Origin of the sequence: Bradyrhizobium sp. B039 (genome assembly GCF_038965675.1) — a bacterium.
In the GTDB taxonomy this organism is placed as follows: domain Bacteria; phylum Pseudomonadota; class Alphaproteobacteria; order Rhizobiales; family Xanthobacteraceae; genus Bradyrhizobium; species Bradyrhizobium diazoefficiens.
In genome coordinates this window covers 3,482,034-3,501,576 of record NZ_CP152416.1, presented here as the reverse complement: position 1 = coordinate 3,501,576, position 19,543 = coordinate 3,482,034, and the positions used below count along the sequence as shown (strand labels likewise).

Genomic DNA, 19,543 nt, shown 5'->3' with positions numbered 1-19,543 from the left:
TCGAGCCACAACGAACTGACTGCCGCGCACATCGCGAGTGCCAGAACAGCGAAGATCACCGACTCCGATATCATATTTCCCTCACGGCCTCAGCCCAAGCGCGATCAAGCCCGAAATAGACAAGACGGCTTTTGAATTTCGGGACTGCCAGGGTGGACCTGTAGGTGCCCGATATCCGCCCGTGCTCATCCTCTTCGTGATACTCGAAGGCTGCGATGTCATTGGTGGTGATCACGTCCCCTTCCAGGCCTATCACCTCGCTGATCTGAATAATGCGACGCTGTCCATCGCGCATGCGTTCGACTTGCACGATGATATCCAGCGCAGCGACGATCTGGGTTCGGATGGCCCGCGACGGCAGATTGACCTGTCCCATCTGCACCATGTTCTCGATGCGGGTCAGGGCATCGCGGGCGCTGTTGGCATGGACCGTGGAGATCGAACCATCATGGCCGGTGTTCATTGCTTGCAGCATGTCAAACGCTTCAGCACCGCGCACCTCACCCACGACGATCCGGTCAGGACGCATGCGCAGGGCATTCCACAAGAGATCGCGTTGTGTCACCAGCCCCGTGCCTTCGAGGCTGGGCGGCCGGGTCTCGAGGCTGATCACGTGCGGCTGCTGAAGCTGCAACTCGGCCGCATCCTCGATGGTGACGACGCGCTCGCTGTGATCGATGAACTGGCTCATGGCGTTGAGCAGCGTCGTTTTGCCGGACCCGGTGCCGCCCGAGACCAGAACATTGAGCCGAGATCGGGCGGCAATCTCCAGCAATTGTGCGACGGCCGCGGTCATTGAGCCGTTTTCGACCATCCCGGCGAGGTCCAGACGGCGGCTCGGAAATTTTCGGATCGAAATGCAGGGGCTATGGATCGCCAGCGGCGGAAAGATGATGTTCACCCGGCTGCCGTCCGGCAAGCGGCAATCCACCATCGGACTGGATTCATCGATGCGCCGACCAACTTGCGCGGCGATTTTCTGCGCCACCGATGCAATGTGATCATTGTCGCGGAATCGCACCGCGACCCGCTCCAGCTTGCCGGCTCGTTCGACATAAACGTTGCTCGGTCCGTTGATCATGATGTCGTTGATCGATTGATCGAGCAGAAGCGGACGCAGCGGCCCGTAGCCGGTCATGTCGTCCGCAATCTCATCCGCCAGTTGAAGCTGTTCACGACCCGAAAGCTCGAGCCGTTCCTCGTTGGCGATTCCATGGATGATTTCCTCGATCTGCCGCCGAAGAACATCGCGCGAAACAGTCGCGGCCACCGCTGGCTCAATCTGCTCGATGACCCGCTCGCGGAGCGACGCTGACATCAGGGGCTGCGGAAGCGAAGGTTCGTGCCTGGGCCCGGATGCAGGCAAGCTCGGCATCGACGCAGGCAACGGCGTCAATGCAGGCAAACGAGATGGCGTATCGTCGTCGCGCCTACCAAAGATCTTCATAGTCCGAGCAACCTCCTCACCCATCCCTTTCGCTCGACGCCGAGCCCCGTGATCTCCCGTACGATCGGGGCGAGGTGACGTCGCAGTCCTGATACGTGCTTCAGCGCCGGAATTCCGAGATTGACAGCCTGGGTCATTCCCTTTCCGAGATCGGGAACCACCATGTCCGGCTCTGCGCCCAGAGCCTTGACAATCGTAGCCCTGGGAAGGCCCCCGGGCCGACCGGCGCGGTTGAGCAAGGTGAAGACCCGATCCTTCCCGGCAATGTTGGTGACGGCGGCGCGCAGTGCATGGGCATTGCGAAGTCCGGTTACCTCGGCTTCCAGCAGCACCAGCACGTGACGAGAAAGAGTGATCACCGGATGGATGGACGGCGGAAACGGGACCGGTACATCGACAACGATGTAATTGAACCGCTGGCGGAGCAGGCCCAACACGTGCCTCACGCCCGCTTCAGTGATGTCGAGCTGCGCATCCAACTCCTCATCGGCGGAAATCAGGCAAACCCGCTCGTTGACCTCGATTGCGGCGCGCTCGAGGAACAACGTGTCCGCCCGCATCGGGTTCTCCAATGCGATGCGCAGCCCTGGTCCGGGCTGAACACCCAGCATCACCGCCGTTTCGCCGCCTTGCAGATGAAGGTCGAGCAGCGCGACCTTGGCCTTGGTGGTCTCGGCAAGCTGCAGCGCGAGATTGATGGCGATACTCGTTGCGCCGGCACCACCCTGCGCACCACAGATCGAGATCACATGTCCGCCACGATCAACCGAACCGTGCGTCACGTCGCCAAGCAGCTTCGGGCGGAGCTGGTCCAGCACCATGTCCCGCGTAAGCGGCCTCGGCAGGTACTCGGTCAAGCCGAGTTCCATAAGCTCGCGGTAGAAGGTGATCTCCCTGCTCTCACCGATCAGAGCCACCCGGACATCGGGTGGGCAGACGCCGGCCAGCCTTGCTAGTTCGTCAAATGGATCATCGATTCCACTGATGTCCGCCACCAATGCGAATAATTCGGTGTCGGTTTCGAGCATCCGTATCGCATTGCGGATCGTGCCACGCTTGATCGATATGTTGCTGCCCTCGAGGCCCTTGCGCAGCGCCGCAGCACTAAGCTCGTCGTTTACAAAACAGACGATCCGGTTGCGTGCTACTACCGATGGAGCTTCTTCAAGCGAACTGACGACTGCAATGTTAACGCTCATCAACGTTTCTCCAGCAACTTGCCTGCCTGAACCACCATCGTCGCACCCCGGCGGGAAACTTCCGACCCATCGCAGTTGACGATGGTGTCGCCGTCGCCGGTGTCCTGTCTCCTGACTGAGTATTGCTTTGTCTGTCCGCCAGAATGAACGACTATCGCTGCAGTCCGGCCGGCAATTGCGTTCTGGCGGGCGATTTCCGGCGACACATCGCAGCTGGACATGGCGCCAGTGTCCACCGTATCCCACTGTTCGACTGCTGCCCGTACAGCCAGGGAGAGCGTACCGATCTGCTTTGCGACCGTGACCTTCTTGACCTGGTCTGGCGCAAGCTCCAACGACACAGTTTGCGCTTGCTTGCCGGCCACCGAGGTTATGGTTCGCCCGCCTTGCACAATCTCCTGGTCAATCGCAATGACTCGAACATTTGCCAGAACGGTTTCGCTCATGGCCCGACGCGCGGGATCTGCCTTCTCGAACACCTGGGTCAGTAGGACATCGACATAATCACCCGGCCTGATCAGCCCCGAGACGCCGGACTCCTCGTCCACTTTGATGCTGATCGCACGGCTATCCGGTGCCAGGACGCTGGCCAAGAAACCCCGATCTCGCGGTCGCAATACGTCCTGCAAAGTGATCGGACTGCCAACGTCGACGAACTTGCGAACCAGAGAGCCGGGAAGTCCGGCCTTCGATTCGGAAGTTTCAAGAATCGCCCCTGCCGGAAGCCGTTCAGGCGGCACCGAGCGTACTACGAAATCTTCTTCGCGGGCCAATGTACCTTTCGACAGCGGACGTGCCGCAACAAAATACCCGACAGTCGAAGGAGGCGCCGGCCCCTGCTCCATGACCGCTACCGGAACCTGCTTCGGCAGGTTCATGTTGTAGGCAATCAGCCCGAACGCAGTGGTTGCGAGCAACAGCACCAGGATGATTGAGAGACGCAACGCGGACGACATGTCAAAATCCTTTGCTCAAGATGGTCCAGATGCCACCGCACGCTATGGCTACGCCGTAAGGCAGGGGAGCGTGTCGCACGTGGCGCCACCGCTCGATCGCATAGACGCGGCGTGCGAACGACGATCCGACCGGCGCCAGCTTCGGATATGGCAGGACGCGCATCATCAGATGCACAAGGGCAAGAACGCCGCCGGCCAACGTGGTTGTCGTCAACAACTGCATCACACCTGCCAGCGGCAGACCAATCGACAAAGCAACCAGCAACTTGACGTCGCCGCCGCCAATCCATCCGCGCTGGTAAATCGCGAACAGCAGCAAGAACAGGATCGTCGTGGCAATCAGGGATTCGACGAGCTGCATCGGGCTGGCAAGTTGACCGGCGATCCCAAGGAGCGCCAGCACCAGGCAGATGTCATTGCGGATCAAGCGGGTCGCGACATCGAGCGTTGCGACATACAGCAACAACAGAACTTCCAGTATCGAGGCTATGTAAGAAATCCAGCTCATGAAAATGCATGCCTCAAAGAGGAGGAAGGCACACCAAAAATGGAAGGAGCGCATTCAAGAGGGGGACACGTTCCGATGCCCCCCTCTGGCTTCGGATGGCCGTATCAAACAGCCGCAGTGAAAGCGTTGGTGATAGCGGTGATCCCGCCCCCGAGCGCCAGCCCGATCTGGCCGGCAGCTCCACCACCGAACACAGCCGAGACTGCGCCGATGATGCAAACTGCGACGATAATGTACTCGAACGACACCACGCCGTCCTGGTCCGTGCGCAGACGCTTCAACGCTTCTCTCGTCTCAATATAGTACGTCAACATAGGAGGATCCCTTCCTTGGAGATGACAGACTTCGGAATGTTCGTTGGCGAAAAACCCCTGCGCCAACTGGATTCTTTTATAATGTTCGCTCGGAGGGTTTCGCGTGCTCCATAGAGGGGTGATGCGGAGCATAAGGGGTACTCCTCGCTCGATTAACCATTTCGCCGAGCGGCCGGCGTTCGGTCGACGCGCGACAACGCGCTGGCGCTTGCCGATCGCTCAGCCATCGTGGGCATGACGATGCACGGCGTTGTCGATCGCAGAAAGAGCGTTGAGGAGTTGAACGCAATCGCGGACTGAGGGCGCTATTCAGCCGCCAATGTCGGTGCGCTCTGTTCTACCGATCGGCCGAATCCAGCCATTCCCGACCTTGAATAGCGGACAGCACCGAGATGACCAATCGCCGGCACTTCACACGAAGCACGGACAGCAGCTAGCGTACGCATTGGCGGACGTAATAGCCGTTGACCCGTATCCACTGGCAGGGGCTTGGCCGAGGCTCCTTGATGATTGTGTAGCCGTGGTAGTCGATGTTGGTTGGTGCGGTCAGGCCACGCCAGAATACTGCATTCGCGCTGGACGAGCTCAGGGTCATCGCTGCCCAGAGACAGGCCAGGGCGACACAGAATGGAAAGAGTGTTCGCATCAGCGTCTTCCGGTTTGGAATTGATTACCGTAGCTCGCTTATCCTGACTGCTCCCAAAGACGCTCGCAAGTCCGATCGCGACATGACGCGAGATGTGATCCGGTCTTGCGCAGGACCGGCGACAGCACCATTTCAAGACCGCCTCATCTCATCGTAATCGTGATTGCGCTGAGATTGGCGGCGAATTCCATGCCCGCCTTGGGACCTTGCAGCACGATCGTGACGCCCTTTTCGTTGCGCAGGTGAGCGCCGTTGATGCCGCCGACGAGGGCGGCTCCGCCGCCGACGGAGGTGTAGGTGCCGGCGAAATCGCGCACCTCTCTGATGCCTGACGCCCGCCCCGCCAGTCGCCCGACGGTTGCGCCGGCGGTGATGCCGAAGCTCAGGCCCGACACCCTGAAGGGATAGACGCGCCCTCGATAGGTCAGTACCCCGCTGCCGGCGCCACCGCCAATCAGCAATCCCGCCTTCACGATTTTGACCTCGACGTGACCACTAGCTTGCGCATGTGACGGCGTGGCGGGAATGATGAACGCGAGCAACGCGATTGCTGCCAGGTACCGGGCAATCCAACGCAGCCACGCTCGCCTGCTGCTCTCAGGGTTTTGCGGCATCGACCTTCTTCCAGGTCTGGTCCGGATCGAACAGCGTCGTGCGCTGGGCGATAGATTCGGTGCGCTCTCCCAAGTCCTTCTGGTAGACGGTACCAGCGTGATTGACCAGGAAGGTCATGACGCCGGAATTGCCGTATTCGGCTGGCCAGGCGATCAGGGCGAAGCCACCGATCATCTTGCCCTTGACGACGTAGTTGAGAGCACCGCCGGGCGCATCCGCCCCTTGCCCCTTCAGGATACGGAAATAGTATCCATGATATGGGCTCGGCTCTACACTTCCGGCCTTATAGCCTTCGGCCGAGGCTTCCGCCGCCAGTGCACCGAGTGGGCTCGGGTCGCTATCGTCGCGCCAGAACAGGCCGTCCTTCTTACCCGGGCTGCTGACGATGCGTTGCGCGTAGACGCCCACGCCCTCGCCGCGATCCTTGTCGGCATATTCATTCTGGGCATCGACATAGGCGAGCGCAGTCTGGATCGCGTCGAGCTCGTTGCGGCCGATGCGACGATAGAGAACCTCGATCCGTCCCTCGGCCGTGTCGAATTCCCAGCCGCTCTTTGCATTGACGAGTGGAATTGGGAACGGGAAGTCGTCCGGCCCCAGCATCAGCGTGGCCTTCTTGTTGCCTTCCGCCTTGATCGAATGCTTGGCATCATACATCGACGTGAAGCGCTGGCGTATGTCTGCATCGGCGACCTCGTCGCCGGACGAGACGATGTCGTCAGCAGCCCTGCCGAGCACCTTGAGAATATCGGCCGGACCTCCCTTGACCGCAGAGGCAAGCGCTGCCGCCGCATCCTCGGGCGTAGAAAAGGATTGCTGCGCGGGCGCCGTCGAACTCAGCAGTACCAGCGCCATGATGCCTGGCAACGCCGCGCGATGAAGTGACTTCAGAACATTCATGGCGCGACCTCCGCAGGGATCCTCGCACCACGGGCGAGCCAATCGCTGTAGGTTCGGAATTTCAATCCGAGCTTGTCGTAGTGGACAAGCAGATAACCGTCGTTGCCGCGGGTCACCGCCTCCGGCTTCACGCGTTCGACCTCCTGCGCCATGACACCGACATAGGCCTTGTGGCTGCCGAGATAGCTGAAGCGGTAATAGCCGAGGCCGTTGGCGAGATAGCCGAGCAAGACGACATCGTGCTTCAGCGCAATGTCGGAGCGCCGGCCGCCGCCGCCTCCCCGTCCGCCGCCGCCTCCTCGGAAGCCGCCTCCGGCAGACATGCCGCCACCGCCACGCCCGGCGAAGCTCGCACCACCGCCGCCGCGGGGCATGCTCGCCATGCTCGACCGCCCGCGGGCGGAGGCCGCTGCAGCCGCCCGGCCGGAGGAAACGTTCATGGCACCGCCGCGGCTGCCTCCACCACCGCGATTGGCAGACGCTGCGCGGTTGCCGGCACCAGCGCCGCCGCGGTTGGCGGCCTTGGCGCGGTCACCACCGCCCTTGGCTCGATCGCCTCCGCCCTTCGCACTCCCCTTGGCGCGGTCCGCAGCGCCGGCGCGATCGCCGCCACCGGGCCGGTCCCGCGTACCCGCACGGTCGCCGGTGCGGTCGCCCGCTCGATCTCCTGCACGATCGCCCGCACGATCAGCGGCACCGGCGCCCGGACGATCCTTGAGTACCTGCTGGCCGTCGCGGCCGCGAAAATCCATCCGGTCCGCGGCGCCCGCCTTCAGATTGTTGTTGCCAAAACGCTGCTGAACATTGGTGTTGTTGTAACGCACGCCCTGGCGGTGCGCCGGATTGTGCTGCCAGCCATTTCCGATGTTGGTGGTCCGGTGATTGACATAGACGTTGCGGTTGCCCCAGTTGCAGCCGCCGCCCCAGTAATTGCCCCAGCGTCCGATCGCCCAGGCGGTCCCAAAAGCGAGCCCCCCCGCGATCACGCCTGCGCCGATATAGGACGGATACCCGAAGTAATAAGGTGGGTAGTCCGCGTAGGGCCAGGCCCCGTAAACGGTGGCCGGCTCGTAGTACGGCACGTACATCGTTCCCGGCTCGGCCGGCTCGATGACGACCACCTGCTTGTTTTCCTGCGTCTGAACACTGACCTTCTGCTGTTTGGTCGTAACGAGCTTCTTGTTGTCATAGGCCTTGGTGCGCAATCGCTGGATCGCATCCATCACGTCCGGCTGCTGCGCGAGCACGGCATCACCCAGGCTCTTGGTCCAATCGAGCTTGTCACTCATCATCGTCAGAACGTCCGCCGTGCTGGCGAGCGCCTTGACGCTGTCGTCCCAGGCCTGCTTCTCGACCTCGGTCTTGAGCGCATCGCCCTTCAGCGACTTGTGTTCTTTGAGCCAGCGATCGGCCTGCACCACTTCCAGCGGATAGGTCGACGCGGCCAGCACATTGGCCAGCAGCTCGTCAGGATAGAGCGCGATCGGCGCCACCAGTGCTTCGAGCTGCTCGGGCTTCAGGAGCTCGGCGCTTGGCGGAGCCTGGCTTGCCGCTTGCGGCTGAGCGGTTGGAGCAGCAGGTTTGTCGGCCGTCTGCGCCGAGGCGACGGACGGGATGGCCATCAACAGCGCAAGCGCGATCACGGTCCTGGCACAGCGAAGCATCACATCCTCCATCGGAGTCACAATTTGGAGGATCGGTCCGCGGCCCGACCGTTCTTTGACAAAGATCAAGGGAAATGGCTGCGTCCCGGCTGCGCTAATCGTGCTGCTGCAACGCGAAAGCCTGGCGCGCGATCGGGAGCTTGATCTTGAACAGCGTCCCGCCGGAGGGCGCGTTCGCGGCGGAAATCGTGCCGTGGTGCGCCTCGACGATGGTGCGGGCTATGGCCAGGCCCATGCCCATGCCCTGCGGCTTGGTGGTGAAAAATGGATTGAAAATGCTCTTGAGATCATCCGTCGCAATGCCGGCGCCGGTGTCGCCAACCCGGATCTCCGCCCAAGCACCGGAAACGTTCGTCGTTACGTTGATTTCGCGTTTGCCTGTCTGAATTTCGGACATCGCGTCCAAGGCGTTGACAACGAGATTGAGAACAACCTGTTGCAGGTGAATCGGATCGCCCCGGACACGAAGTTCGGCCGTCGCCGGAAGGTAGTTCAACACGACGCCGCGTCCCTTGGCCACATCTGCGACGAACCCGATGACATCCCGCACGGTATTGTTTAGTTCAATGTCTCGAATTTCAAAGGGCGTTTTTTTCAGCATGCTGCGCAGCCGTCGAATCACTTCGCTTGCCCGCTGATCGTCGCGCCTGATGTCGGCCAGGATGGCTCTGAGTTCATCGAGGTTCGGCGAGGCGCTCTTCAGCATGAGCTCCGCCGTCTCGGCGTTGGTCAGGATCGAGCCGAGCGGCTGGTTCAGCTCGTGCGCGATGGAGGTCGTCATCTCCCCGGCGGCCGCATAGCGGCTGAGATGCGCGAGCTCCGCCAGGCGCTGCCGCGACTCGACGTCCGCCAGACGGCGCCGGCGACGTTCGTGGAGTAGCCCGCTGATCAGCCCGGCCTGGACTAGGAACGCTGCTGCGATCATTGCCATTTGCCAACGATATCTTTCCCAGAGCCCCCGCTCGCGAAATAGAACCTCGCTTCCCGTCGGCAAATCGCTCTCGCTGATGCCCCAACGCTGCATCTCGCGCCAGTCGTATCTCGGCGCGGCAAATCCGATCGGTTCGATCTTGATGTCGCCCGGCTTTTCGCCCGCGAAGATGCGAAGCGCCGCGCTGACAGTCGCCTTGCTGGACTCGGATATCGAGTGCATCGGGCCGCCGACGGTCTCGCGGCCAAAAAATGCTTCCTGATAGGAGAAGATCGGCCCGTTGGCGACCGCGTGCAGCCGGCGCAATGCTAGATCACCTTCGTGGGCGACGCCGACACCATCGACCGACATCAGTTGCCAGAACAGCACCGTATGTGGAGGCAGCGTGGAGGCGCGCTTCAATATCTCCTCAAACGACAGGTCTGCGTACCAGATTAATTCGAACCGGTCCTCGAAGGGCTTAGCCTCCCGTTTGACTTCGTCGAGCCAGAACTTCTCCAGCGGCGAGGCGCCAATGACGACGGCAACGGTCCGGGTTTCCGGCAACACCTGAAGAATGCTGCCGAAGAATGCTGTGAAGTCGTTGCGAACCGGAATGACGACATCGTTTTGGGTCAGTGCCCCCCGGTTCACCAGCCGCTGCTCGACCGCCGTCATCACCAGCGGTGTATCCGGGAAGAGCTGCTCGCGATATTTCTGAACGAACCGCGCCGCCGGCGCTCCGAGGCTCATCACGAGGTCGGGCGGACTGGCCCGGTAAAGCGAGCGCAGATAATCGACGAACGGCGCCTCCGGTCCGGGACTGTTGAACCGCGCTGAGAGAAGCGTGTGCTCTTGGATGTCCAGCGCAAACGAGGATTGCTGTTCGAACTCGGCCTTGATGCTCCGGGCATATTCGCTCCAAGGACGAAAATCCCGGCCGAAGGAATGGAGCAGCAGGAGCCGTTTTGGCTCGTTGCGATCGGCGGCAAGGGCCGCCGGCACCATTGCGCCCCAGACCAGCAAACACAGACTGAGACGTGCAACGATGATCGGCCAGCTTGACTTGATCGGGGCCATAGCGATGCGCCCGCTCATGCTTTCTCCACGAGAGTAACCGCCTCCCGGCCACACTCTAGCGCAAATCGTGCAGGCGCCAATCTTCCTCGCGCCATCGCATCAGCAGCGCGTTGTGACCCGGGCGTAGGCGTCCACGACCTGCACGCAGGACGAGCCATAATAGGCTCCCGCCGCACCCGCCGCTGCGCCAACAGCCACCGCCAGTCGGGTCGTTCGACGGGCCACTCCGGCATAGCTCATGGGGGTCAGCGGCCGCCCTACTCTTGCCTGCGCCTCTGAGAAGAGGGCGCCGTCAGCGAGACGGTTTGTCCCATTCATGGACAATCCCGCGGCAAGGGCGAGTGCCGCGGACGCGCAAACGATGAATTTGCGCGACTGGGTCATTTCTTCGCTCCTGACGGTGTGCCCGGTGTAATTTCGTCGAAATCGGCCATGGCAGCGGAGTCAAGGTCGACCTTGCTGGCGCCCGCGGGGGGCTCGCCGCATCAATGTCCGCTCAGAACGAGCGTCTTGATCGGCAGCAGCAGCGCCTGGATACGTAGCAGCAGCGCGTGCACAAGGCCGACGCCATCGACCACATGCAGCGCGATCTTGCGGAAGGTGCCTGTGTCCTTTGCGCTGATCTCCTCGTGATTGCTGGTATAGGCGTTGACAATGCAGCTGCTGCCCGCCGTCACGCCGTCAAGGCCGCCGTTGTAGAGCGGCTCGAGATAAACCAGGATGGTGCCGGGCCGCGCGATGTTCTGCGGATCGATCAACTGTTCGCCGGAGCGGAACTGTCCGGCCGCGATGTAGTCCTGCACCGTCGTCACAACCATCGGGATGATCACCCAGGGCTTCGAAATGCAGGTGGCTTCGGCGAGCATGCCTTCCTTCATCACCTGCGCCTCGATCTGGCCGAAGCCCGCCTGTAGGGCCCCGCGGCCGGCGCCTTCCGGGATCAGCACGCCGGCCGGCCGCATCAACTGGTTGACGACGTCGCCGGTGCGGACCAGGAACTGCTCGACACGGCCGTCTACGCCGGCGCGAACGACGGTTTTGTCGAGATCGACCTGGGCCTGAGCCAACGCCGCTTCGGCGCTCGCCTTCTGCGCCGGAATGAGCGTCGAGACCTGCAAGGCCGCCGATTGCTTTACGGCTGTCGCCGCGTCAACGCCGGCCTGGCGCTGATCGACCAGCACCTGAAGCTTCTCGATGTCGCGCTGCGGCACGATGCCGGGATTGCGGCGCTGAAGGTCGGACTTGGTGTCGAGCTCATCCCTGGCTTGCTGATAATTGGCTTTGGCCTCCTGGATCTGAGCTTCGGCCCTGACCACGTCGGATTGCGCCGCCAACATGGACGCTTCGACCTCGGCGACCTTGCGCGCGGCGGTCTCGAACGCGGCCCGCTGCCTGGAGCTGTCGAGCGTAAACAGCACGTCACCCTGCTTCACCGGTTCGCTGAAACCAACCTTGACCTCGGCCACCCGCCCCGCCCCTTCGGGCAGGATCGGCACGGTGCGGAAATAGAGCGCGGCCGACGTGGTGGAAGGATGGAAGTAGAAGATCATTGTGATGAGCGACACCGTCAGCATCAGGCAGCCCGTGATGCCCCATCTCAGCTCGTACCAGATTGAGAAGAAGGTGATCTCCTTGCCGAAGCGCTTGCCCTGGGCATAGCGGCGGTAGAGATAGTCGGGCAGGATCGTTAGGAGAGAGCAGAACATGAGCTCAAACATGGCTGTGCTCCTTCTCCTTCGCGGGACCGGATTTCCCCGTCGGCGGTATACCGGCCCCGGCGTCCGATCGGGACTCGGCCACCACGTCGCCTGCTTCGCTCGGCGTTGCGTCAGCAATCCTCTCAACGGAGCCGGCAATGCTGCGCAGCGGCGTGCCGAAATCGGGGAGATCAATCAGCGCAAGCAACAGGCCCGCCACCCAGAAGATATGCATATGGGTAAAGAGCGAGATCAGGCCGAGCACGGCTACGAATTCGAATTGCAGCTTCTGTGACTTGTGCGCCATCCGCTCGGGCAGGCTGTGCAGTTTCCAATAAAGCGTGCCAACCCAGAGCACGGTACCGATCAGGAAGATGCCCATCACGACCATCAGCGTGTCCACCCCGCTTCCCGGCGCGAGATAGAACGGCAGATGATGCGGGGCCATCGGATGAAGCTGCTCGCTCAACGGTCTCTCCCTTTCGGCCCGCGTGTTCACGTCAATGCGGCGAATGCAGTGTCGGTACCGGGTCTCGCAATTGCTTGATCTGAATCAACGGACCTGGAGCGGCCCTACCTAGCCTCGCCTGAAAGCCGACGCGCAACAGCCCAACAGGAGCCGCCCGCCATGCCCGGCATCGATGACCTCATCCCCAGTGCCACGCAGATCCGCAAGGAAGCAGCCCTCAAGGAGGCCGAGAAGGCGGACGAATATGCGCGGCTTGCCGCCGCCGCCGAAGCCGAGAAACGGGCCCTGATTGAACGCCTCAGCAAGCCTTCTGGCAAGACCGAAGAGGAGAAGGTCAAGCTCGCCTCGACCATCATCCAGCGTGCGGTGCGAAATGGCTTGACCGAGGTTCAGGTCTATCGCTTCCCCAACACGCTATGCACCGACAAGGGCCGCGCCATCAATCAGATGGAGAAGGGCTGGGAAAGCACGTTGACCGGCATCCCGAAGGAAATCTTCCAACTCTGGACCGACCATCTGAAGCCACGCGGCTATCGCATCGCCTACCAGATCATCGATTTTCCCGGCGGCGTGCCGGGGGACATCGGCATCACGATTTCCTGGGGTGATTGAGCGCGGGACCGCCAGCTGAGACCTGACGGCGAAAGGGCGAGCATGGCCAAGGACAAGCCTGCCGAGCGGATGAAGCGCAAGGACTACGAGAAGGAATTGGAGAAGCTCCAGGTCGAGCTGTGTCATCTCCAGGACTATGTCCGAGCGAACAAGCTGCGGGTCATCATCCTGTTCGAAGGCCGCGACGCCGCCGGCAAGGGCGGTACGATCAAGGCCATCACCGAAAAAGTCAGCCCGCGCGTGTTCCGCGTGGTTGCATTGCCGGCGCCATCCGACCGAGAGAAGACGCAGCTCTTCTTCCAGCGCTACATGCAGCAGTTTCCCGCCGGCGGCGAGATCGTGATCTTCGACCGGAGCTGGTACAACCGCGCCGGCGTCGAGTATGTGATGGGGTTCTGTACGCCCGCCGAGCACGAGCGCTTTCTCACGCTCTGTCCGCAGATGGAGAAATACGTCATCGACGGCGGCATCATCCTGATCAAGATCTGGCTGGAAGTGGGGATGGACGAGCAGGAGCGCCGTTTCAGGGCCCGCATCGACGATCCGGTGCGGCAATGGAAGTTGAGCCCGATGGATCTGGAATCCTATCGGCGCTGGTACGACTATTCGCGGGCCCGCGACCTGATGCTCAGGAAGACGAGCACCAAGCACGCGCCATGGTACATCATCCGCTCCGACGACAAACGCCGCGCAAGGCTGAATTGTATCGCACATGTGCTGAAGTCAATTCCCTGCAAGCGCATCAAGAAGGACAAGGTCAAATTGCCGAGGCGCTCGGACAAGGGCCGCTACAATGACCAGGCAAGCTTGCGCGGGATGAATTTCGTCGCTGAACGATATTGACGAGGATCGGGCCGCGCGATGATGCGGCCCGATCGCTCGACGCCGGAACCCTCACCGCTGACGGACCACCGTCCCGACCGTCAGCAGCGCGTTCTCAGTATCGATACTGGTTAGGATACTGCGGACAGACCCAATTGCCGTAGGTGTCCTGATAACAGCCATTGTTGTAGTTGTTGTTGTAGTATCCATAGGCTCCGATTGCGGCGGCCCCGGCGGCGGCACCGTAGGCTGCGCCGCGGTAGCCGTACCGGGGATAACCGGCGACCGGGCGGCCTGGCCGACCGGCGATCGGATGGCTCGGTCGCGGGCCTCCGACGCGATAGCCGCGCCCGCCACCGCCGTGGCTCCGTCCGGCGTGAACCGCGCCGCCACGATAGCCGCCACCGTGAAAGCCCCCGGCCCGCATGCCTCCTCCACCGCCGCGATAACCGCCACCACCGCCACCACGACGGGCGTAGGCATCATCGGGGATGAGAGTAGCGGTGAGAAGAACGAACGCCGCAACAGCTGCGAGAAGATAACGAAGCATGGCTAGTCCTCCCTCGATATTAGGGTGCCGTGATCCGCCCTTCGACGATGCCTCGCGAAGTCGCGGACGGCACCCAATGGCAATATGTCCGGCGACTCCCTGGCTCGACCTCGATCAGGAGGGACGCCGCCCCTCGACCACGCGCATCGAGCCGCGCTGAGGCGGCCCGATCGCTTCGCGTCTATTTCAAACGTATGGTCACACCACCCACGGCAGCCGACACTTCGGCGCCGACCTTCGGACCGCTGAGCTGCAGGATCACGCCGTTGGCATTCTGCAGTTGAACGGCTCCCGCACCCGCCGCAATGGCGCCGCCCGCTCCGCCCACCGCGTAGGAGCCCTCGATGGATGCCGGTCCCCTCAAATTGAGGGCGCGGCCAACCAGCTTGGTGGTCGAGGCACCGATCGTGAAGCCGACGCTCATGCCGGATACGGTAAAGGGATATTTCTTACCCCGAAGGAGCAGAACACCTTCGCCACCGCCGACGCCGACGATGAAGCCACCCTTGGTGAAGACGACTGCCACCTGCCCGGTCTCGGCATGCGTCGGCGTGCTGGAACCGAGGGCTCCGGAAAGGAGAGTGGCGAGCGCGGCGCAAGCAGCAAGTCTTTTCATGTCTGTTGTCCCTTGAATGAAGATGCCGCGCTATTGCGCCAGGATCATCGCGAAGTAACCGAATACCGTGAGCAGGATGCCCGAGACGGCGTAACCGACCGGGAAGCCAATCCAGGGCACCGAGCTCTGGATCTCGACCGCGGCCTCGCGACACGGCCCCGAATGCGAACGAGCACCGGCGACGCCGCCCATCAGCACGGCCGGGTTGATCTTGAAAACGTGGAAGCCGATCGCCCAGACGATGAAAGGCGGGATCGTGCAGGCGATAAATCCGACGATGAAGATCTTCAGCGCCACCGCGCCCGTAAGCTGAGCCAGCAAGCCGGCGCCTGCATTAACGCCGACAATGGCGACGAAGACGACGAGGCCGAGGTCCTCGAGCACATTCCGCGCCGCATTCGGCGTGTTGCCGAAGAAGCGCAACCGGGAGACCAAGGAGGAGACGATCACGCCTGACAGCAGGAGGCCGCCGGCATTGCCGAGGCCGATCTTGGCGCCGAAGGCCGGAAACTCGATCATGCCGATCAAGAAGCCGATGATCATGCCGACGGCGAGCGTCAGGAGGTCGGTCGAGGTGTTGGTCCGCGCAATGCGCCCCCACATCTCGCCGAGCTCGTTGACGGCGGACTTCAGGCCGACCACCGAGACGATATCCATCCGCTGGAGCTCGGTCTTCAGACCGGCCGGGATTGCAACGCCACCACGCTCGACCTTGGTGACCTGCAACTGCCCAGCGATCGCCGTCTCGCGGAAGGATTCGAAGGTCCGTCCGACCATGTTCTTGTTGGTGATGAGAATGTCCGCTTGATCCATGGGAATGCCCAGCACCTTGGCATCCGCAACCTCCGGCCCGATCAAGCCCATCTTGTCGGTCAGATGCTCGGTCGAGCCGCCGAGCGCGACGACGTCGCCCTTCTGCAGCACGAAGTCGGGATCGGCTCCCAACAATTCGCCGCCACGCGCCACGTTGACGATGCGGTACTCGGGATTGACCTTGCGGAATTTGGCGATGCTCGTGCCGAATTGCGCCGAGTTTTCGAGCCGGTAGGCGCGCAGTCCGAACTGCCGATAGCCAGTGAGGCCTCCACCCTCGAGATCCTTGACGCCAAAATCCTGCTCGTACTTCTTGGCTGCGGCCTTGGCGTCGACACCCCACCAGCGCGGCAGATACTTGCAGATCAGGATGATTCCGACGGTGCCCCAGATGTAGGTGATGCCATAGGACAGCGCGATCATGCCGGACGCCTCTTCGGGCTTCATGCCCTCAGGCAGCTTGACCACACCGGAGGTGATCGCCTGTTCGGCCGAACCGATCGCGGCCGACATGGTCTGAGAACCCGCCAGCATGCCGCCGGCCGCGCCGGTCGGCAGTGCGAACAATCTCGCTCCGAGCACGACAAGCGTCAGTCCGATCACGCTCGACACCACCGCCAGAATGCAGAATTTGAGCCCGTCCCCCCTCAGACTGTTGATGAAGGACGGTCCCACCCGCAGGCCGACTCCATACATGAAGAGATAGTAGAAAAGGCTCTTGGCGAAATTGTTCAACTCGAGCTTGACGCCGTAAGTCGAGGCCCAGACCGACAGTCCCGCGCCGACCACGATGGCGCCGGCGACCATGCCGAGGCCGTAGCCCTTGATGCTCGCCCGCCCGATATAGACTGCCAGGCCGACGACGAAGAACAGCAGCAGATACGGATTCTGCTGCAGAAAGGTGAAAAAGCCCTGCATGTTCGTCCCCTGTTTACGAGGCGGCCTTCAACTTCGGCTGCGCGCCGGGCTTGGGCCTGCCGATCTTCGCCAAGGCTTCGGTCCGCACGAGCTTCAGGCCTTCCTTGGCGTCGTAGCCATGGATTTCCTTCACATCGAGCTTGCGCATGAAGTCGATGGTCTCCTGGGTGATGACCTGACCCGGCACCATGATCGGGAAGCCTGGAGGATAAGGAATCACGAAACTAGCGGAGACCAGGTCGGGACCGGCCTTCAGGCGCCGGTCGATCTCGGGATCGGCGAGCCGGATGTACTCGCATCCTGCCGCGTCATAGGCCGCGTAGAAGCCACTCCGGATATCACCTTCGTTGGTTTTGGCGCCGGCATCGCCGCGGAAACTCTGGTGGAAATGCGAGAAGTTCGGCAAGTCGGGCACGTCGGTCATCAGGCTCTTCACCCGCGCCTCGAAGGTCTTCTTCGCATTAGCTCCGCCTTGGGTCAGGCCACGGTCGACCTCACCGGCGATCTCCGCCAGCACCCTGACGAGATGTGCCACGTCGCTGCGCGTGTTGTTGATGTTGGACTGGAGCAGCACCGAGTTGCGCGAGGTCTTGTTGACCTGGATGTTGTGGTCGTTCGCTAGGATGCCCTTGAACTGCGTGCCGTCGAAGCCGGCCGTGCCGCACACCAGCGTCATGCGGGTTGGATCGAGGCAAAACTCGTCATCGTCCAGGCTCTTCAGGGCACTCGCCCAGTTCGTTCCGGCCGCCAGATAGTCGGTAAACCCGCTTTGCCGGTATTGTGCCGGCACCATGGCGTCGGCACCGAGGATACGGAAATATCTCGAGATGAGCGGATTGGTGTTGACTGCCTGTCGGATGGCGAGCGCGATCTCGATCGCATTGGCCACGAGACCGTAACCCTCGAGCTCCATCTGGCGCCGCGAGACGTCCAGGCTCGCGATCAGCTGCTGGTTCGGACTGGTGGAGGCGTGCGTGAACACGGCTTCCTTGAACTGCTGCTCGACCGTGTGGAATTCGACGTCCTTGACCGCCAGCATCGAGCCCTGCCGGATCGCCGACATCGACTTGTGGGTCGAATTGGTCTGGTACACGCGAAGACGAATCTGGCGCGGATCGGGGATCAGCCGGGTCTTGAGCAGCACCTGGTCCGACGGATTCTTGCCGAGCTCGGCCTGCTGCGCCTCGTAGGCCGTAACCGATTTCGGGTCGTGCATCCAGGCTTCGATCTCGCTAGCGGCGCCCATCGCGGTGCGCCGTCGCAGGAACGGCGAGAAGCGCGCGAAGCCGAACCAGGCCTCGTCCCACAGGAAGATCAGGTCGGGCTTGATGGCGAGGCACTCCTCCATCACCCGGCGGGTATTGTAGATATGACCGTCGAAGGTGCAGTTGGTCAGATCCAGCAGCTTGACGCGGTCGAGCCGGCCGTCGGCCTTGGCGCTCAACAAAGCCTGCTTGATGGTCTTCAGCGGCACGGCACCGTACATCGAATATTCCGTCATCGGGAAGGCTTCGACATAGAGCGGCTGCGCGCCGGCCAGCACCATCCCGTAGTGATGCGATTTGTGGCAATTGCGATCGACGATGGCGATGTCGCCCGGTCCGATCAGCGCCTGCACCGCCATCTTATTCGACGTCGAGGTGCCGTTGGTCACGAAGAACACGCGATCGGCGCCAAGTGCGCGTGCGGCCTTGTCCTGCGCCTTCTTGATGTTGCCGGTCGGCTCCAACAGGCTGTCCAGGCCGCCGGTGGTCGCGCTGCTTTCGGCCAGGAACAGGTTCAGGCCGTAGAACTCGCCCATGTCTCGGATCCAGTCCGACTTGAAGACCGATTTGCCGCGCGCGATCGGCAGCGCATGGAACGTTCCGATCGGACGCTGTGCATATTTCTTGAGATTGTCGAAGAACGGCGTGTCATAGCGATCCTGCACCCCTTCAAGGATCGAGAGATGCAGTTCGAGCAGCTCCTCGACCGAATAGAAGATCCGGCGGACGACGTCGGCCTCGGGATTTCCGGCCATCTCCTCGACATTGCGATTGGACATCAGGTAGAGGTCGAGCTCGGGGCGGACCCGCTTGATGATATGGGCGAGCCGCAGCGCCGAGGCATCGGACTCGTCTTTCAATCCGGCCGACGCGGTCATCGCGCGGAGTACGGGCGCGTCATGGCGCGAGCGCAGTGCAAAGCCTTCGTTGATGACGACGGCTGCAAGATTGGGGTTCAGCATAGCGGCGCAAAAAGCGTCTTCGAGGCTGCCGACGATAACCGGTTCATAGGCAAACTGATCAACCGGACGCCGAAGCTTGCGCCATTCGTTGGCGAGCGCGGGCCAACTTCCGGACGTGAGGCCGGTGACGATCAACGTCTCGAAATAGGGACGGCGCGCCGCGTGCGGACCGAACATCTGCGGCACCAGATCGGGCGTCTCGCCGTTGCCTTCGTCATTCGTATTCCAGTCGCCCGCATGCTGACGGAACGATCTCGTCGTCAGAGCCTGCGCCAACCGTGTTGCGAGCGCCAGCGAAGTCGCCGCATCACCAGTCGTGGCTGCCTCCCGCAAGGCTGCCATGAGCTGCAAGCCAGGATAGCCGTGAAATTCCTCCGTCACGGAGAGATCGGCCAGCGCAGCGTCATACTTCGCACGGTCTCCGCCACGGGACCATGCTTTGGCCGCGTCGACCAGATCGCGCCAATTGTCCGCCCGTCCGCCGGGCCCGGAGAAGAACTGATCGATGCGCTGCTGCGCAGGCTTGGCGTCCTTGGGCATGTCTCTCCCCATCCTTGGCTCTTGAGGCGAAGGTGATGGC

General features: G+C 62.1%; 17 protein-coding genes. 2 read left to right on the top strand and 15 right to left on the bottom strand.

The window, feature by feature from the left end; all coding sequences use genetic code 11:
- Nucleotides 1-70: 70 nt before the first annotated feature.
- The 11 genes from AAFG50_RS16300 to AAFG50_RS16250 form a co-directional block, all read right to left on the bottom strand.
- On the bottom strand, nt 71-1,447 hold the full coding sequence (locus AAFG50_RS16300) for a CpaF family protein (protein ID WP_028171944.1): 1,377 nt from the start codon (nt 1,445-1,447) through the stop codon (nt 71-73).
- Nucleotides 1,444-2,646 carry an AAA family ATPase gene (locus AAFG50_RS16295; RefSeq protein WP_039184189.1) on the bottom strand — a complete coding sequence of 401 codons (1,203 nt, stop codon included), beginning with the start codon at nt 2,644-2,646 and terminating at the stop codon, nt 1,444-1,446. The genes AAFG50_RS16300 and AAFG50_RS16295 overlap by 4 nt, the downstream gene beginning before the upstream one ends.
- Nucleotides 2,646-3,602 (bottom strand): Flp pilus assembly protein CpaB, encoded by a 957-nt coding sequence (cpaB, locus tag AAFG50_RS16290; protein ID WP_028171946.1) that lies wholly within the window; start codon nt 3,600-3,602, stop codon nt 2,646-2,648. Before cpaB ends, AAFG50_RS16295 begins: the two co-directional genes overlap by 1 nt.
- A gap of 1 nt (nt 3,603) precedes the next feature.
- A complete protein-coding gene (locus tag AAFG50_RS16285) occupies nt 3,604-4,110 on the bottom strand; it encodes an A24 family peptidase (protein ID WP_028171947.1) in 507 nt (168 codons plus the stop codon).
- 104 nt (nt 4,111-4,214) lie between these two features.
- Nucleotides 4,215-4,556 carry a hypothetical protein gene (locus AAFG50_RS16280; RefSeq protein ID WP_080668053.1) on the bottom strand — a complete coding sequence of 114 codons (342 nt, stop codon included), beginning with the start codon at nt 4,554-4,556 and terminating at the stop codon, nt 4,215-4,217.
- A 657-nt stretch (nt 4,557-5,213) separates the two neighbouring features.
- Nucleotides 5,214-5,684 carry a hypothetical protein gene (locus tag AAFG50_RS16275; RefSeq protein WP_028171949.1) on the bottom strand — a complete coding sequence of 157 codons (471 nt, stop codon included), beginning with the start codon at nt 5,682-5,684 and terminating at the stop codon, nt 5,214-5,216.
- Nucleotides 5,668-6,585 (bottom strand): DUF2950 domain-containing protein, encoded by a 918-nt coding sequence (locus AAFG50_RS16270; RefSeq protein ID WP_028171950.1) that lies wholly within the window; start codon nt 6,583-6,585, stop codon nt 5,668-5,670. Before AAFG50_RS16270 ends, AAFG50_RS16275 begins: the two co-directional genes overlap by 17 nt.
- A complete protein-coding gene (locus AAFG50_RS16265) occupies nt 6,582-8,249 on the bottom strand; it encodes a DUF3300 domain-containing protein (protein WP_028171951.1) in 1,668 nt (555 codons plus the stop codon). Before AAFG50_RS16265 ends, AAFG50_RS16270 begins: the two co-directional genes overlap by 4 nt.
- 94 nt (nt 8,250-8,343) lie before the next feature.
- Complete coding sequence (locus AAFG50_RS16260) at nt 8,344-10,257, bottom strand: HAMP domain-containing sensor histidine kinase (RefSeq protein ID WP_039184186.1); 1,914 nt, start codon at nt 10,255-10,257, stop codon at nt 8,344-8,346.
- 467 nt (nt 10,258-10,724) lie between these two features.
- On the bottom strand, nt 10,725-11,957 hold the full coding sequence (locus AAFG50_RS16255) for a biotin/lipoyl-binding protein (protein WP_011086267.1): 1,233 nt from the start codon (nt 11,955-11,957) through the stop codon (nt 10,725-10,727).
- Complete coding sequence (locus tag AAFG50_RS16250) at nt 11,950-12,384, bottom strand: hypothetical protein (RefSeq protein WP_039185057.1); 435 nt, start codon at nt 12,382-12,384, stop codon at nt 11,950-11,952. Before AAFG50_RS16250 ends, AAFG50_RS16255 begins: the two co-directional genes overlap by 8 nt.
- Nucleotides 12,385-12,564: 180 nt before the next feature.
- On the opposite strand from AAFG50_RS16250, the gene AAFG50_RS16245 reads away from it, so the two are divergent.
- Both AAFG50_RS16245 and ppk2 read left to right on the top strand, forming a co-directional pair.
- Entirely contained in the window at nt 12,565-13,017 is a 453-nt protein-coding gene (locus AAFG50_RS16245; RefSeq protein WP_011086265.1) for a hypothetical protein, read from the top strand.
- A 42-nt stretch (nt 13,018-13,059) separates the two neighbouring features.
- Nucleotides 13,060-13,860 (top strand): polyphosphate kinase 2, encoded by an 801-nt coding sequence (gene ppk2 / locus AAFG50_RS16240; protein ID WP_028171954.1) that lies wholly within the window; start codon nt 13,060-13,062, stop codon nt 13,858-13,860.
- Between the two features lie 94 nt (nt 13,861-13,954).
- On the opposite strand, the gene AAFG50_RS16235 is transcribed toward ppk2, so the two are convergent.
- The 4 genes from AAFG50_RS16235 to AAFG50_RS16220 all read right to left on the bottom strand — a co-directional run bounded on the left by AAFG50_RS16235 (nt 13,955) and on the right by AAFG50_RS16220 (nt 19,503).
- Nucleotides 13,955-14,389, bottom strand: coding sequence for a hypothetical protein (locus AAFG50_RS16235; protein WP_053815118.1), 435 nt, complete (start codon nt 14,387-14,389; stop codon nt 13,955-13,957).
- A 181-nt stretch (nt 14,390-14,570) separates the two neighbouring features.
- Complete coding sequence (locus tag AAFG50_RS16230) at nt 14,571-15,005, bottom strand: hypothetical protein (RefSeq protein ID WP_028171956.1); 435 nt, start codon at nt 15,003-15,005, stop codon at nt 14,571-14,573.
- 30 nt (nt 15,006-15,035) lie between these two features.
- Entirely contained in the window at nt 15,036-16,736 is a 1,701-nt protein-coding gene (locus tag AAFG50_RS16225) for a transporter (RefSeq protein ID WP_028171957.1), read from the bottom strand.
- Nucleotides 16,737-16,749: 13 nt separating this feature from the next.
- Complete coding sequence (locus AAFG50_RS16220; protein ID WP_028171958.1) at nt 16,750-19,503, bottom strand: decarboxylase; 2,754 nt, start codon at nt 19,501-19,503, stop codon at nt 16,750-16,752.
- Nucleotides 19,504-19,543: the final 40 nt, after the last annotated feature.

Coding starts and splice junctions, on each gene's coding strand:
- AAFG50_RS16300 (WP_028171944.1), bottom strand. CDS start 1,447: ATGAAGATCTTTGGTAGGCGCGACGACGATACGCCATCTCGTTTGCCT.
- AAFG50_RS16295 (WP_039184189.1), bottom strand. CDS start 2,646: ATGAGCGTTAACATTGCAGTCGTCAGTTCGCTTGAAGAAGCTCCATCG.
- cpaB (WP_028171946.1), bottom strand. CDS start 3,602: ATGTCGTCCGCGTTGCGTCTCTCAATCATCCTGGTGCTGTTGCTCGCA.
- AAFG50_RS16285 (WP_028171947.1), bottom strand. CDS start 4,110: ATGAGCTGGATTTCTTACATAGCCTCGATACTGGAAGTTCTGTTGTTG.
- AAFG50_RS16280 (WP_080668053.1), bottom strand. CDS start 4,556: ATGCTCCGCATCACCCCTCTATGGAGCACGCGAAACCCTCCGAGCGAA.
- AAFG50_RS16275 (WP_028171949.1), bottom strand. CDS start 5,684: ATGCCGCAAAACCCTGAGAGCAGCAGGCGAGCGTGGCTGCGTTGGATT.
- AAFG50_RS16270 (WP_028171950.1), bottom strand. CDS start 6,585: ATGAATGTTCTGAAGTCACTTCATCGCGCGGCGTTGCCAGGCATCATG.
- AAFG50_RS16265 (WP_028171951.1), bottom strand. CDS start 8,249: ATGCTTCGCTGTGCCAGGACCGTGATCGCGCTTGCGCTGTTGATGGCC.
- AAFG50_RS16260 (WP_039184186.1), bottom strand. CDS start 10,257: ATGAGCGGGCGCATCGCTATGGCCCCGATCAAGTCAAGCTGGCCGATC.
- AAFG50_RS16255 (WP_011086267.1), bottom strand. CDS start 11,957: ATGTTTGAGCTCATGTTCTGCTCTCTCCTAACGATCCTGCCCGACTAT.
- AAFG50_RS16250 (WP_039185057.1), bottom strand. CDS start 12,384: ATGGCCCCGCATCATCTGCCGTTCTATCTCGCGCCGGGAAGCGGGGTG.
- AAFG50_RS16245 (WP_011086265.1), top strand. CDS start 12,565: ATGCCCGGCATCGATGACCTCATCCCCAGTGCCACGCAGATCCGCAAG.
- ppk2 (WP_028171954.1), top strand. CDS start 13,060: ATGGCCAAGGACAAGCCTGCCGAGCGGATGAAGCGCAAGGACTACGAG.
- AAFG50_RS16235 (WP_053815118.1), bottom strand. CDS start 14,389: ATGCTTCGTTATCTTCTCGCAGCTGTTGCGGCGTTCGTTCTTCTCACC.
- AAFG50_RS16230 (WP_028171956.1), bottom strand. CDS start 15,005: ATGAAAAGACTTGCTGCTTGCGCCGCGCTCGCCACTCTCCTTTCCGGA.
- AAFG50_RS16225 (WP_028171957.1), bottom strand. CDS start 16,736: ATGCAGGGCTTTTTCACCTTTCTGCAGCAGAATCCGTATCTGCTGCTG.
- AAFG50_RS16220 (WP_028171958.1), bottom strand. CDS start 19,503: ATGCCCAAGGACGCCAAGCCTGCGCAGCAGCGCATCGATCAGTTCTTC.